Below are 14,785 nucleotides of genomic sequence, written 5' to 3' on the forward strand. Positions count from 1 at the left end.
CCTAAATTTTTATAGATATTAGAATTTATATGTTAAATATAATTTAGCGATATCCATAGTATCATCATTATTAGCTGGTAAATCTAAATCAATATGAGCTAATTGTAGTCTTGCAGATAAACCATCTAATGCACCTTTGAATTTATATCTTAAATCTGCTTGGATTTCAGATGCTCCATCCATATTTGTTCCACTTACTGTTTGTCCTTTTTCACTTTGTGAATATGAAGAGAATGCAAATAGTGTAAATACATTAGGGATAATTTTAGGAATTACCATTAAAGAAGTTGAAGTCATACCTGCATAAATATTATCAGTAAACATTTGTCCACCATTATATTTGAAAAAATGTGGTGTATGACCTAATGCTCCTAAGAAAGAGTTATCATCAGAAACTTTTGTATATGCAATTTTAAATGCTGTATCAAATACTTTACCACCAAGTTTTACACCATATAGTGTTGTTTCACCTTTTCCACCATTTGTTGTCTCATTTGTAGGTCCAATTGCAACATCACCATCATAATCTGTACCTGCATAATATGCTCCTATTGATAAAGGAATATCAACTGGTAATTTATAATCACCTTGAACAAAATATGTAGAATATGAATCATTTGTTGCTCTTGGTGCATCTAAAGGATTCCCAATATCATCATTTACTGCTAAATATTGTCCCTCTAATGTTAAGTTTGGAATTGATGTATTTTTTACATATAAAGATAATGTTGGATCACTAAAATGTGTTTTTCTTGCATCATTAGTTGCATTATATCTTTCAATCCAATCTTTAATTACATATGCTCTAATCTCTGTATTTCCTATATCCTTTGAAACTACAGATAAAGCATGAAATGTATCTTTTAATGGATTTGCATTTGATACTGCAATTAAAGGAGTAACAATACCTTGTCTACCTACTTTTACTTCAGTTTGTGCAAAATTGTATTGTAAGTTTGCAATATATAACATAGAACCATCTTGAGTAATTCTTCCTTCATTTTCTGTAGCAAATGCATTTGCTCCACTTGAAACTACTCCACTATCATTTTCTATCTCTAAACTTCTTGCATGTTGAAAACCAACATTTGCTTTAAATCCATAAAAATCTCCAGTTGTATAGTTTAACTGTAAAGCTACCGCTGAAGAGTTAGCATTTCTGTATGGTCCTACTAAAGTTGAATTAACATCAGAAGCCATAACTGTCATATTTCTAATTTCACCAGATACTTTTCCCCCTGACAATGCTTCTACTAAAGAACCTGCATTTGCACTTATACCTAATGCACTAACTGCTGCTAATGCTAAACTTACTTTTTTAACGTTAAACATAAAATTTCCCCTTGTTTTAATTTTTGAACATTTGTGCGATAACTTTAACAATAGTTTTTTTAAAGTTCGCTTAACGGACATAAGTTCTTTTTAAGCAAACATAGCATTTACGTAGCATTTAATAAGAATTCTATTTTTTAAATAATTCAAAACTCAAAACATTGAAAGCAAAAGCCTATTTTACGGACTATTTGAAAAGTTTTAATAAAAAGAAATATAAGTATTTATTTTTTAAATTTATGAATTTTTTTTGATAAATTTGGAATTTTTTTTAGCTTTTTTTGAGATTTTATTATAATAATAGTTGATATTAATATCATTTTATTATCTTTTTGAGCTGATTATTTACAGTATAAGTTTAAATATAAACTTATACTGTTTAAAATAGTTATCCTGCTAAAAAGTGTGGCATAAATAATACTATAATTGGCAATAGTAATAAAACTCCAATTCTAATTATTTCAGCGAATAAAAATGGTATAACTCCAATAAATGTCTCATTCATTGGAACATTTTTCGCAACTTTTGAAATAATAAATACATTTAAACCTACAGGAGGTGTAATAAGACCTAATTCGACGGATATAAGGGCAAGAATACCAAACCATATTTTTAAATCTTCATTGTCCATTCCAAAACCAGCAGTTGATGCTGTTACGTATTCTCCACCATTTAAAGTGATTAATACTGGCCAAATAAATGGAATAACTACAAGAATCATTGCCATTGAGTCCATAAAGAATCCAAGAATTAAAAATATTAATAAAATCAATATTAGTATAAGCCAAACATTCATATCAAGTGTCGATGTCCAATCAGCAATTGCTTGTGGAAGTCCAGACCTAGTAAAAAACCCTTTTAAAACTTCTGCTCCAAATAAAATGAAATAAATCATTGCACTTGTAACACCTGTTTCTAAAATACTTGTTTTTAATCTTGAGATTGTTAAACCTTCACCTTTACCTTTCTTGATTCGTAAATATACTCCATACATAGCAATAATAAATACACCAGCTGCAGCTGCAGGAGTAGGAGTAAATAAACCTAAACCAAGACCTAAAATAATTGAACCAAAAGTTAAAACAACAGGAATTAGTCCCCATAAAGCTTTATTTCTTTCCTCTTTTGTTAAAGGTTTTGATTGTGGAGCTAATTCAGGTTTTAATCTAACTTGAATCACAATTACCATTATAAAAAATAATACTGCTAAAAGCCCAGGTAAAATTGCAGCTTGAAACATCTCAATAATAGATGCTTCAACAACAATTGAATATAAAATTAATGCAATTGATGGTGGAATTAAAATTCCAAGTGTTCCACCAGCAGCTAAAGTACCAGTTGCAAGTCTAGGAGAATAATTAAGTTTTTCCAATTCTGGTAATGCAATTTTTCCCATTGTTGATGCTGTTGCCAATGATGAACCAGAAACTGCTCCAAAACCAGCACAAGCTCCAATTGATGTAATTGCGACTCCACCTTTGAATCTACCAAGTATTGCATTCATCCCTGCAAATAAATCTTTTGCAAGCCCAGTATAATTTGCTAAATATCCCATTAAAATAAATAAAGGGATAACAGATAGATTATAATTTGCTAAATTTTCCCATAATAAACTTTTGTATTGCATAATATATGGTTCAAATCTAATATAAGAAACATTAACTGATAATACATAAGTTCCAACTATTCCTGTAAAAGCCATTGCAAAAGCAACTCTAGCTTTTAATATTAAAAGAAGAAAAAATACTCCAAGGCCAAGTAAACCAATTAATTCTTTTTCAGCCATCTATTTTTCCTCCTTTATGTAAAAATATTTGGAATGCTAAAACAACTGCCCATAAAGCAAGTGAAATAATTCCAGGTGCATAAAATGGCCATTCTGGCCAACCTAATGTAACTGAAACTGCACCATCATCATATGATTCAATCATTCCCATAAACATTAAAATTGCTAAAAATATTACAAATATAAATGTACAAAATAACCAAAGCATATCAAAGTATTGTTGCACTTTTGGTGAGAATTTATTTGCAAAAAAGTCTACTGCAACATGTCCCCTTTGAGCTTGTGCCCAAGGGAAGAACATTAAAGCAATACAACTTGTTAGCAATCTAACCAAATCTTCATAACCTGAAAGTGCAGAAACGTTAGAATCAAAAATTCTAGCCACCTTATCTAAACCAAATGCTGCTATATTAACTACTGTAGTTGTAACTACAATAAAAAGTAAAATACCAGCTAAATAAACCCACCAAAGGCATATTCTTTTTAGCTTCCCCTCAAAATATAATCGTAATCTAGCTTGCATTATAAAACCTTATTTATTTGCTATTTTTAGCAATAGCCTTTCTTGCTTCGTCTACTAATTTTTGACCATCAATTCCATTTGAAGTTGCTTCATCAATCCATTTTTGAACCACTTGCTCACCTATTTTGTCAAACTTAACCATCTCTTCTTGACTTAATTTGTGAACTTTTCCCCCTTTTGATTCATTTTGCATCTTCTTACCTGGCTCTTCAACATCCATCCAGATTTGACCAACTTTTTTAACCATATCCATATCTACACTATCCATTAAGATTTTTTGTAAATCTTTGTCTAATGATTTAAATCTTGATTCGTTCATAAGTAGCATAAATACTGACGTACCAAATCTCTCACCATTTGGTCCCTCAACAGAATGTTTAGTTAAATTATGAAATTTTAATGGTGGAAATACTTCAAAAGGTATAAATCCTCCATCAACTACACCTTTTGAAAGCGCTTGAGGAAGTGCTGGTAAAGGCATACCCACTGGCTCTGCACCTAATGCAGATATATACCATCCTGCCGTTCTTGAAGGAGCTCTAAGTTTTAAACCTTTTAAGTCTTCAATATTAGTTACCTCTTTTTCAGTTGTGTGTATTGCATTTCCTGCTGCTGTGTAAACCATTAAAGGTTTAATTTTGTCAAAATCATCTTTAATTAAATCCATGTTTTCTTTTATTGCAATTGCAGTTGCAAGAGAATCACCAATATGTACAGTTGGAAGTTCAAAAACTTCAGTTCTTGGGAATACACCAGGTGTATAACCAGGAAGTGTCCAAACGATATCTGCAACACCATCTCTAACTTGTTTATATAATTCAGGTGGCTTTCCTCCCATTGTCATTGATGGAAAAATCTCAATTTTTAATTTCCCTTTAGACATCTCTTCAACTTTTTTTGCCCATGGCTCTAAAAACTTAGTTTGAAGAGGAGCTTTTGGACTTAAGAAGTGGTGAACTGTTAATGTTTCAGCCGCATAAGCTGAACCTGCTAGTAACAATGTACTAACAAGAATACTACCTTTTTTAATTAAATTTATCATCTCTTTTCCCTTTTTTCACTAATCTTTTATTACTTCATTACTTTTTCTAAAGCATCTAAAACTTTCATTGCTGATAATGCTTGTTGTACGCTTGCATTTGGTTCTCGTCCATCTTTAATTGCTGAAATAAACTCTCTATCTTGTAACTCAATTCCATTCATAGAAACTGCAACATTTGAAACATCAATTTGCTCTTCTTTTCCCGTAAATAAATCATCATATCTAGCTATATAAGTTCCATTATCACAGATGTATCTAAAGAAAGTTCCCAATGGTCCATCATTATTAAAAGATAGTGATAAAGTACAAATTGCACCACTTGCAGTTTTTAACCCAATACTCATATCCATTGCAATTCCAAGCTCAGGATGAATAGGTCCTTGCATTGCTTGAACATCAACAATCTCTTCACCTGTTTGATAAGCAAATAAATCAACTGTATGGCAAGCGTGGTGCCATAATAAATGGTCAACCCAACTTCTAGGCTCACCTAAAGCATTTGTATTTGTTCTTCTAAAAAAATATGTTTGTACATCCATTTGTTGGATTTTTAATTCACCTGCTTTAATTTTATTGTGAACATATTGATGTGAAGGGTTAAATCTTCTTGTATGTCCAGCCATTGCAACAAGTCCAGTCTCTTTTTGTTTAGCTACAATTGCCTCGGCATCTGCTAAAGAATCTGCCATAGGAATCTCAATCATTACATGTTTCCCTGCATCCATTAAAGCTATTGCTTGTTGTGCATGAATTTGAGTTGGACTAGTAATAATTGCTGCATCAAAATCATATTTTAAAGCATCTTCTAAAGTAAGTGCATAATTTGGAACATTAAATTGCTCAGCAACTTTTTTAGTACCCTCTTCCCTTCTACCTACTAAACAAACAACCTCAGCATCTTCAATATTTGATAGAGCATCTAAATGTTTTTTTCCAAAAGCTCCATTCCCTACAACACAAATTTTCATTTAGTCCTCCTTATTTTCTAAAATTGTTAATGAGTAGTTAGTATTTGAAATTGGTACATGCATAAATCTATAAACTTCATTTACCTCTTTAGTTAATGCACCTCTCATAGTTAACCACATAATAGCTTCCGCACCTTCACTTCCTGTTTCTCTGATTAATTCAGTTAATGAGATATCTTTTATAGATTCTGGATCTTTTACTAGATTATCTAACCACCAAGTATCATATTCAACATTAATTAACCCTGCTCTTGGCCCTTGTAATTGATGTGATAATCCGCCTGTTCCCATAATCGCAACATTGATATCTTCAGGATAAGACTCAATAGCTTCCCTAATTGCTTTTCCTAAGTTGTAACATCTATTCCCCTTTGGTTGAGGATATTGAACAACCCCAACATATAATGGAATAAACTTACAAGGCCACTCTTCTAAATCTTCACCAAATGCTAAAGAAGCAGGAACAGAAAAACCATGGTCTACATCTAATTCAAATGACATAGCAACATCAAACTCTTTTTCATTAAAATGCTCTGCTAAATGACAAGATAAAGCAGAGTCACCTTTAAAAGTTGGAACTTTTCTTCTTCCATATCCTTCATCAGCTGGTAAGTACTCATCAGCAATACCAAGCCCAAAAGGGATTACATTTTTTAATGAGAAGTTTGAACCATGGTCATTATAAACAATAATACAAACATCAGGCTTTTTCTCTTTCATCCATGCTCTTAAAGGCTTAATTCCTTCATTAAATCTTTCCCAATATGGACCTGTCATCTCTTTATTATCCATTTTAAGCATAATTGTCGGTATGTGTGAAGTACCTATTCCTCCGATTATTTTAGCCATTTTTCTTCTCCTCATTCTCTTTTATACTTCTATTTCCCTCAATTGGTCTTCCACCATTAATCATCATTTGCTGAAACTCTTCTGTAGTCATTTTATTTGGTTCTTCAGACATCATAGCCCCAGCTTGTTGCATATGTAAACCTAAAGTTGCAGCAATTTTCCATAAATAATAGATATTTCCACCTAAATCTAGAAGATAATTTAAATCTTTTCTTCTAATACCATCTTTCATCTCTTCTGTTAATTTAGGAAACCTACTCATATATTCCTCTTCATCAGCTAAAAAAGCTTCCCTTGCTTCAGGTTTATTTAAAGTGTCACAAAATTTATTTAATTCATAACCTTTTACACAAGTTTGTAAGTCAAATACAATTGTTCCAGGTATATCTTTATAGTCTCTTTCTTCATAATTTCCCATAATATAATCCCCTTCTTTTTTAATTAAAATGCTTTTGAATATGTTGATTAATTCTAGGATAAACTTTTCTAATGTTATCTTCGAATATCATCTTTTTCTTTTCATCACTTATCTTAGCTGCATCAATGTATCTTTTTGTATCATCAAAATAATGACCTGTTAATGGGTCAATTCCTCTAACTGCTCCAATCATTTCAGATGCAAATAAAATGTTATCAGGAGGAACTAAATCTAATAATAAATCAATACCCTCTTGGTGATATACGCAAGTATCAAAATAGATATTATTTTCAATTATATTATTTAAATTATCTAATTCTAACATATCACAAAGACCTCTAAATCTTCCCCAATGATAAGGCACTGCTCCACCACCATGTGGTATAACAAATTTTAACTCAGGAAAGTCGTTAAATAGTGTTTTACTCATCATTAATTGAGTAAATGCAGTTGTATCTGCACCTAAATAATGTGATGATGTTGCATGAAATACAGGATTACAACACCCACTTACATGAATCATTGCAGGAACTTGTAACTCAACCATTTTTTCATATAATGGATACCAATATTTATCATCCAATTTAGGAGCATCATTCCAATACCCTCCCGATGGATCTGGATTTAAGTTACACCCAATAAAACCATACTCTTTAACAACTCTTTCAAGTTCAGCCGCACTTGCAGTTATATCTGAACCTGGAGATTGAGGAAGTTGTGCAACACCTACAAAGTTTTTAGGGAAAATATCAACTATTCTTGCAATAAGGTCATTACAATGTTCAGTCCAATTTTTACTTGTACTTTGATTACCTATATGGTGACCCATCCAAGATGCTCGTGGAGAGAAAATAGTTAAATCTGTTCCCCTATCTTGTTGTAGTTTTAACTGATTATTTTCAACACTTTCTCTTAATTGTTCATCAGTAATATTAATTACACCCTTTGCATGTTGAACTAAAGGATCAAAACTTAACTCTCTTTTTTGTTGTTCTCTATATTCACCTAACTCTTTAGGTCCAGTTGTATAATGTCCATGACAATCTATAATCATTAGTTTACTCCCTCCAATTCTTCTATAGTGTTGTAGTATTTAAAGCCAGCAGATTCAAGTCCTGGTCTCATTTTGTATAAATCAAGTCCTAAAACACCAGCTTCAAATTTTCCTCTTTTTTCACCCTCAAAATCTTCTCTTTTTTGAGCTGCGTCTGCAACTGCTTTTGCATCTTCACAAGCTACTATACAAATACCATCATCATCAGCAACAACAACATCACCCGGATTTACTATTTGACCAGCACAAACAATTGGGATATTAACTGAACCTAATGTATTTTTAACCGTTCCTCTAATAGAAACAGCCTTCGACCAAACAGGGAAATTCATTTCTTCTAAATCTTTTGTATCTCTAACACCTGCATCAATTACAAGACCTTTTACACCTTGTGCAATTGCAGAAGTTGCTAATAAATCCCCAAAAAAACCATCTGTATTTGGTGTTGTACAAGCAGCAATTATAATATCACCTGGTTGTGCTAATTCCATAGCTACATGAAGCATCCAATTATCACCTGGTTGAAGCAACACTGTAATTGCACTACCTGCTATTCTTTTCCCTTTAAAGATAGGTCTAAGTTCAGGATGTAACTCCCCTACTCTTTTTTGTGCTTCATGAACTGTCGCACTTCCAAATTTTTCTAATCTTTCAATCTCTTCTTTTGGTGCTCTATTTATATTTTTTATAGCTACGCCTAGATGTTGTTTTCTAATCATCTTAATCCTCCCATCCATAAAGTCTTGCTGGATTATCTACTAAAATTTTCTTTTGTAATTCTGGGTTTGGAACCATTAAAGGAAATAAATCCATTAAATCTCCATCATTTGGCATATATTTTTTAATATTTGGATGGGGACAATCTGTTCCCCAAAGGATTCTATCTGGTGCAATTGCAACTAACTTTTGTGCATATGGAATAGCATCATAAAATGGTGGTTCTGGTGAAATTCTTTCAGCACAAGAGATTTTAACCCACCAATTTTCTCTTTCCATAAATTTACATAAAATTTTAAAGGCTTCTTGTTCAACACCCTCTTTAGTTGGAACTCTTCCCATATGGTCAACTACAATTGTAATATCAAATTTTGCAAAAAAATCTTCATACTTTATAATGTCTTCTGCATTTACATGAATAACTAAGTGCCAACCTAAAGGGATTACTTTATTTATAACTCTTTCCATCATCTCTAAATCAGGGGCTCCACCTAAGTGTGTTACAAAATTAAACCTAACACCTTTAACACCATTTTCATCTAAATATTTAAAATCTTCATCTGTAAAATTATCATCTGCCATACAAACACCTTTATATCTTTTAGGGTCATTTTTAATAGCATCTAACATTGCAGAATTGTCTTTTCCATGACAAGAAGCTTGAACTAAAACTGCTCTACTAATTCCAATAGTATCATGCATTTTTCTTAAAAGCGCCTCTGGTGTATCTGGTGGCCAATAAGTTGCTTTAGGTGAATATGGGAACACTTCATGTGGTCCAAATACATGACAATGGGCATCACAAGCATTTTCCATAGCTTTAAATACTGGCGTTTTAGTATTCCTATCTGGCGCCATACAAGTTTTCTTTTCCAAATCTATCTCCTCTAATCTTCTTAGTTTAAATCAGCAGGATGTGGATAAGCCACACCTTTACTTAATAATCTTGCTGTTCTTAATAAACCAGCTTTTTTAATATTTAATTCATCATTTATTTTTTCACTAGTTAATTCAACTGTAAACTCTCCACTTGGATGTTCTATAGTCAAATTAACAATTGGCATATTTTTAACTTTTATAATGTCACTAGTGACACATTCATCATATAAACAAGCACTTGCAACTGATACTGCCCCAAGTACTCCAATTGCTGCATGACAATTATGAGGTATAAATGTTCGTGTGTTTATACTTCCACCATTTTTAGGAGCTGAAATAATTGTCATCTTTGGTACAACTTTTTTAGAAACCTCCCCAAGATTCATCATTGGACCAACTTCTAATCTCAACTCCTCCAATGTTTTTCTTAATTCAGCATTATTAGTTAACTCTTCACAACTTTCATATCCAGTAAGCCCTAATTGACTTGCATTAATTAAAACAACAGGCATACCATTGTCAATACATGTAATGTCAATATCATTTACAACATCTTTTTTATTACCAGTTGGGAAAAGTGAACCACAAACTGAGCCGGCAACATCAAGATAGTTACATATAATTGGTGCAGATGTTCCTGGAACTCCATCAATTCTTGCATCACCATCAAATTTTAATTTTTTATTTGGTGTTTGCATAACAAGTTCACAAATATTGTTACTATTGATCATATTAACTTTTATAGTTGTTGTATTTTCTGTTGGTATCACCATCTTATTTTCAATAGCAAAAACACCAACTCCTGATAAGATATTTCCACAATTTGGAGAACTATCAACTCTATTTTCACCAACAACTACTTGTACAAATAGAAAGTCTATATCACAATTGTCTTTTTCAGATTTACTTATAATAGCAACTTTGCTAGTAAGGGGATTCGCGCCTCCCAAACCATCAATTTGTCTAGAGTCACGACCAACGATACTTAATATGATTTCATCTCTAAGGTTTTCATCCTGAGGTAAATCATTTTTATCAAAATAAATACCCTTTGAACTACCACCTCTTATTTGCATATATGGTATTGATTCGTAACCCATTTTTAACCTTTTATTTAATTTTCGAACATTTGTACAGAAACTATAGCATTGGAAAATTTAAAGTACGCTTAACGGACATAAGTTCATTTTAAGTTAAAATAGCAATAACATAGCATTATTAAATTAGTTTATGAGAAAATGAAATATAAGTTATTAATGTATAGAAATTTAAAAGATATTAATATTTTAGAAACCCATTACAAGGTACTATTTTGCGGGGTTTATTTAGTTTAAATTTAGTTTTTTAAAATATAGAGAGTTAAGAGAAATTAAAATAATTCTAATTTCTCTTTTTATTCTAAAATTACACACATTATGTTTTTATTTATTTTTTAATATCTTTAATAATTTGATAAGCTTGGTTTATTTGTTGAGTTTTTGCAGTTGCTTCTTCCATATATGATTCATCTTTATCTTGTGAACTAATAATATCAGGGTGATATTTTCTAATTAAATTTCTATAAGCTTTTTTAATGGTATCCATATCATCAGTTTGTTGTACACCTAAAATTTCATAAGCTTCTTTTTCACTCATGGTTTGGTTATTGTTTTTCATTTTATTTTCAAAATTATTAATAAACTGTTTATATTGTTCTTCTGAAATATTTAGTTCACTTACAATAACTCTTAATACCTTATCTTCTTCCTCACTAATTCCACTATCTATAAAAGCTAATTGAATTAAAAAACTAACAAATTGTCTTCTTTTAAGAATACTTTTCCCTATTAGATTATTTAATTCACTTGCAATATTCTTTGTATTATCACTTTTTTGTTTTTCCTCATTAAAAATCTCTTTCATGATATCTCTAGCTTTTTGTTTTTCATCAAACACTTTAGTTATATCATCAAACATCATTTTAATAAGTTGTGCTTCAAGTTCTTGAACTCTTCCATCAGCTTTAGCAACTTTTGCAACCAATGCTATAAAAAGACCTAATTCACTTTTTGCAAAATCCTCTTTTGAGTTTACTAATCTATTAAATTTTTTTCTTTGAAAATATTTATAAAGTTTAAAAGCAACAATTAATCCAAATATAATTGATAATGTTAAAAATGTATTTACTATAAATGTATAATACAAAATAACAAGGAGTATTGCTATAAAAATCCATTTTTTTAGTTTCATTATTTAATCCATTTTTTGGTAATTTAGTTGACAATTATATCTATTTAACCTTATATGATATAATATGCAATTATATTTCAAAGGATTTATTATCAAAGTTTTTAATTATATATTACTATTTACTTTTTTTCTTAGTTTGAATCTTTTTGCCGGTTCACAAAGATTACAAAAAGAGATGAATTATGAAGTGTCATACGAAAAAGCTTTAGAAAAAGCTTTAAAACAAAATAAACCAATCATGATGATGATAGGACAAACAGAATGTCCTTATTGTAATAAGTTTGAGGTAAAAACACTTATTAGAAAAAAAATCAATGAAAAAGTCCAAAAAGATTTTATACCTCTTAGTGTATTAAGAGACAAAGATAAGTTTCCTAAACAATTTGAAGCAAAAGGTGTCCCAACGGTAATATTTATTGACCCAAAAGAGCAAAAAGCTTTTTATAAATCATTTGGATACAAAAGTAAAAGTGACTATAAAGTAGAGTTAAAAAAAGCTTTAGAGATTTATAATAAAGAATATAGAAACTAAGAAGAAGTATTAAATTTACATAATACTTCTTTTAATATATTAATCTAACTAATTTCTCATAAAAATCTCTTAGTTTATTCTCCCCTGTTTTTGAAGCAATCATATCAACTCCCATCATAGTTAAAAAAAACTCAATTGGTCCATAAGTTTTAGAAGAAACAAAATAAGGTAAAACTTTTAAAGTTATTCTTCTAATAAAATCGGGAAGATATGTAATCTTTGGCTTTTTATCTAAAACTTCAAAAGATAAATTAGCTAATTGTGTATGGGTGAATAATTCAGGTCCACCAACTTCAAGTTCTTTATTTTTTAAATCTATAGAATCTAAACAAAAATTTGCTAAGTCTTTTCCATCAATAGGATTTAACTTCTTATCCCCTTTTCCAAAAAGATATATTCTACCACTTCTAGCCATATCTAAAAAATCTTTCATATCTGAATAAAACCCATTAGGTCTAATAATAAGATATTCCAAACCCGATTTTTTCAACTCATCAACAAACTTCTCTTTTGCTTCACATATTTTTAAATCTTTGAACTTATTAGCGTTTAAAGCTGATACATATATAAACTTCTTTACTCCACTATTTTTAGCTTCATTTAAAATATTTAAATTAGCTTGATAATCCACATCCATATATGTTAAATTATCCTTTTGTCTTGTAATTCCTAATGTTGAAATAACAATATCAACTCCATCAAGTTTATTTAGTAAAGAGTGTTTTTTTGTAAAATCTACTTTATAAACTTCTTTTGTATTTATATTACTACTAAAACTATAATCCCATCTTCTTGTTAAAACAATAGGATATATATTCCTATTATTAAGTTCTTTTAAAATATGACTACCTAAATATCCAGTAGCTCCAATTAAACATATATTCATATTAAAATTTTCCCATATAGACTACTTGAAATTTGTATACTAAACCAACTGATAATATTGTAATTTTTACTTTCATTGTTTCTCCTTTATTTTTAAAATTATATAGATAAAATAGATTTAATACTTTTCCATTTTTGCTAACTAGGAGAATTTGATGGATTATAATAATAGTTCAATAAAAAAAGCTATTAAATATATAGAAGAAAATCTAAATGAACAACTTGATTTAAATAATATCTCAAAAGCAGCTTCATATAGCCCATACCATTTTTCAAGAGTTTTCAAACAAGCAACAGGGGAGAACATAAACAATATGATAAAAAGACTTCGTCTTGCGCAAAGTACTCATGAACTACTTTTTCAAAACTCTTCAATTACAGAAATTGGACTAAATATTGGTTATGAAACACCAAGTAGTTTTAACAAAGCTTTTAAAAAACTATTTAATATGAGTCCTAGAGAATATAAAAAACAAACAGAAGAAAACCTAAAAAACCATTTTCAAGAACTAAAAATAAAACCTGAAATTATAGATATAAAAGAAGATATCTATACTTTATTTGATAGGTCATTAGGGGAATACAATGATGCCGCAATTGAAGCTTGGAATAAATTAATTTCAAAAGAAGAACATTTAAAAGAGATAAATTATGAATTTTTAGGGAAAAGATATTTTGGTCTTTGCTATGATAATCCTAACATTACAGAATATGACTATATGAGATATGAAGCTTGTTTGTTATTAGATAATGAAGAATTACCTAAAATAGATTCAAGACATATAAAGATTTTACCTAAAGGAAGATATGTTGTTTTAAAATATATTGGAAGTTATGATAATCTTTACAATATTTGGTTTCAGTTTTATGGATGGATTTATAATCAAAACTTGCAATTATCAAACTTCCCTCCCATAGAAGAATATCTTGATAATCCAGAGGATATATTAAATGGAATTATCAAATATAATACAACTAATTTGATGTTGAAACTAGATTAAAAGATTCAAATAGATAAAATCATCCCATGAATAAAAAAATAAAAAAATATATAAAAGAGATTGTTAAATATTCAATTATTTTAATAATAGCAGTAAATGTAATAAATTTTTACAAATCACAAGATTTAAATAAAGAAGATTTTCCATATAAAGCCTTTGAACTAATTGATGGTTCGAGCTATATTTTAGATGAAGAAAAACCTTTATTGATATATTTTTGGGCTACATGGTGTCCTATTTGTAAGTTTCAATCACCAAATATTGAAGAACTTTCAAAAGAATATCAAGTAATAACATTTGCTAGTCAATCTGGCGCTAAAGAAGAGATACAAGAATACCTAAAAGATAACAATCTAAACTTTAAAGTTGTAAATGATTCATTTAATGATTTTGCATATAGATTTAACATAAAAGCATATCCTACAACACTAATTTATGATAAAAATAAACAACTAAAATTTTCTGATGTAGGATACACTTCAAGCTTTACTTTAAAGTTAAAACTTTGGTGGAGTAAATAAAAATTTATTTATACTTAATAAAACTTTTTAAATACTAATTTTTTTATCT

The 14,785-nt window shown here is 29.8% G+C and carries 16 protein-coding genes; 3 read left to right on the forward strand and 13 right to left on the reverse strand.

Going from position 1 to position 14,785, the window contains the following annotated elements; translation table 11 throughout:
- Positions 1-18: 18 nt before the first annotated feature.
- From FDK22_RS10500 to FDK22_RS10555, 12 genes are all read right to left on the reverse strand, one after another.
- On the reverse strand, positions 19-1,332 hold the full coding sequence (locus FDK22_RS10500; protein WP_171012973.1) for an OprD family outer membrane porin: 1,314 nt from the start codon (positions 1,330-1,332) through the stop codon (positions 19-21).
- A 388-nt stretch (positions 1,333-1,720) separates the two neighbouring features.
- On the reverse strand, positions 1,721-3,118 hold the full coding sequence (locus FDK22_RS10505) for a TRAP transporter large permease (protein WP_138152917.1): 1,398 nt from the start codon (positions 3,116-3,118) through the stop codon (positions 1,721-1,723).
- On the reverse strand, positions 3,111-3,641 hold the full coding sequence (locus FDK22_RS10510; protein WP_138152918.1) for a TRAP transporter small permease: 531 nt from the start codon (positions 3,639-3,641) through the stop codon (positions 3,111-3,113). The genes FDK22_RS10505 and FDK22_RS10510 overlap by 8 nt, the downstream gene beginning before the upstream one ends.
- A 13-nt stretch (positions 3,642-3,654) precedes the next feature.
- Positions 3,655-4,683, reverse strand: a complete 1,029-nt coding sequence (locus tag FDK22_RS10515) for a TRAP transporter substrate-binding protein (protein WP_138152919.1) — start codon at positions 4,681-4,683, stop codon at positions 3,655-3,657.
- A 29-nt stretch (positions 4,684-4,712) separates the two neighbouring features.
- A complete protein-coding gene (locus FDK22_RS10520) occupies positions 4,713-5,651 on the reverse strand; it encodes a Gfo/Idh/MocA family oxidoreductase (RefSeq protein ID WP_138152920.1) in 939 nt (312 codons plus the stop codon).
- Complete coding sequence (locus FDK22_RS10525) at positions 5,652-6,500, reverse strand: class III extradiol dioxygenase subunit beta (protein WP_138152921.1); 849 nt, start codon at positions 6,498-6,500, stop codon at positions 5,652-5,654.
- Positions 6,493-6,918 carry a protocatechuate 4,5-dioxygenase subunit alpha gene (ligA, locus tag FDK22_RS10530; RefSeq protein WP_138152922.1) on the reverse strand — a complete coding sequence of 142 codons (426 nt, stop codon included), beginning with the start codon at positions 6,916-6,918 and terminating at the stop codon, positions 6,493-6,495. The genes FDK22_RS10525 and ligA overlap by 8 nt, the downstream gene beginning before the upstream one ends.
- Positions 6,919-6,937: 19 nt before the next feature.
- Positions 6,938-7,972, reverse strand: coding sequence for an amidohydrolase family protein (locus tag FDK22_RS10535; protein ID WP_138152923.1), 1,035 nt, complete (start codon positions 7,970-7,972; stop codon positions 6,938-6,940).
- The gene (ligK, locus tag FDK22_RS10540; RefSeq protein WP_138152924.1) at positions 7,972-8,691 is read right to left on the reverse strand and encodes a 4-carboxy-4-hydroxy-2-oxoadipate aldolase/oxaloacetate decarboxylase; all 720 of its coding nucleotides are present in this window, start codon (positions 8,689-8,691) and stop codon (positions 7,972-7,974) included. The genes FDK22_RS10535 and ligK overlap by 1 nt, the downstream gene beginning before the upstream one ends.
- A 1-nt stretch (position 8,692) precedes the next feature.
- Positions 8,693-9,565 carry an amidohydrolase family protein gene (locus FDK22_RS10545; protein WP_138152925.1) on the reverse strand — a complete coding sequence of 291 codons (873 nt, stop codon included), beginning with the start codon at positions 9,563-9,565 and terminating at the stop codon, positions 8,693-8,695.
- A 20-nt stretch (positions 9,566-9,585) separates the two neighbouring features.
- The gene (locus FDK22_RS10550; RefSeq protein ID WP_138152926.1) at positions 9,586-10,668 is read right to left on the reverse strand and encodes a 4-oxalomesaconate tautomerase; all 1,083 of its coding nucleotides are present in this window, start codon (positions 10,666-10,668) and stop codon (positions 9,586-9,588) included.
- A gap of 325 nt (positions 10,669-10,993) precedes the next feature.
- Positions 10,994-11,797 carry a DnaJ domain-containing protein gene (locus FDK22_RS10555; protein ID WP_138152927.1) on the reverse strand — a complete coding sequence of 268 codons (804 nt, stop codon included), beginning with the start codon at positions 11,795-11,797 and terminating at the stop codon, positions 10,994-10,996.
- A gap of 64 nt (positions 11,798-11,861) precedes the next feature.
- Between FDK22_RS10555 and FDK22_RS10560 the strand changes: the two genes are divergently transcribed.
- Positions 11,862-12,329, forward strand: a complete 468-nt coding sequence (locus FDK22_RS10560) for a thioredoxin family protein (protein ID WP_138152928.1) — start codon at positions 11,862-11,864, stop codon at positions 12,327-12,329.
- Between the two features lie 31 nt (positions 12,330-12,360).
- Here FDK22_RS10560 and FDK22_RS10565 read toward each other — a convergent pair whose 3' ends face one another.
- Positions 12,361-13,215 (reverse strand): SDR family oxidoreductase, encoded by an 855-nt coding sequence (locus FDK22_RS10565; protein WP_138152929.1) that lies wholly within the window; start codon positions 13,213-13,215, stop codon positions 12,361-12,363.
- A gap of 154 nt (positions 13,216-13,369) precedes the next feature.
- On the opposite strand from FDK22_RS10565, the gene FDK22_RS10570 reads away from it, so the two are divergent.
- Positions 13,370-14,215, forward strand: coding sequence for an AraC family transcriptional regulator (locus tag FDK22_RS10570; RefSeq protein ID WP_138152930.1), 846 nt, complete (start codon positions 13,370-13,372; stop codon positions 14,213-14,215).
- 26 nt (positions 14,216-14,241) lie between these two features.
- Positions 14,242-14,736 carry a thioredoxin domain-containing protein gene (locus tag FDK22_RS10575; protein WP_138152931.1) on the forward strand — a complete coding sequence of 165 codons (495 nt, stop codon included), beginning with the start codon at positions 14,242-14,244 and terminating at the stop codon, positions 14,734-14,736.
- The last annotated feature ends 49 nt before the right edge of the window (positions 14,737-14,785 follow it).

Source organism: Arcobacter arenosus, from assembly GCF_005771535.1.
Taxonomy (GTDB): Bacteria; Campylobacterota; Campylobacteria; order Campylobacterales; family Arcobacteraceae; genus Halarcobacter; species Halarcobacter arenosus.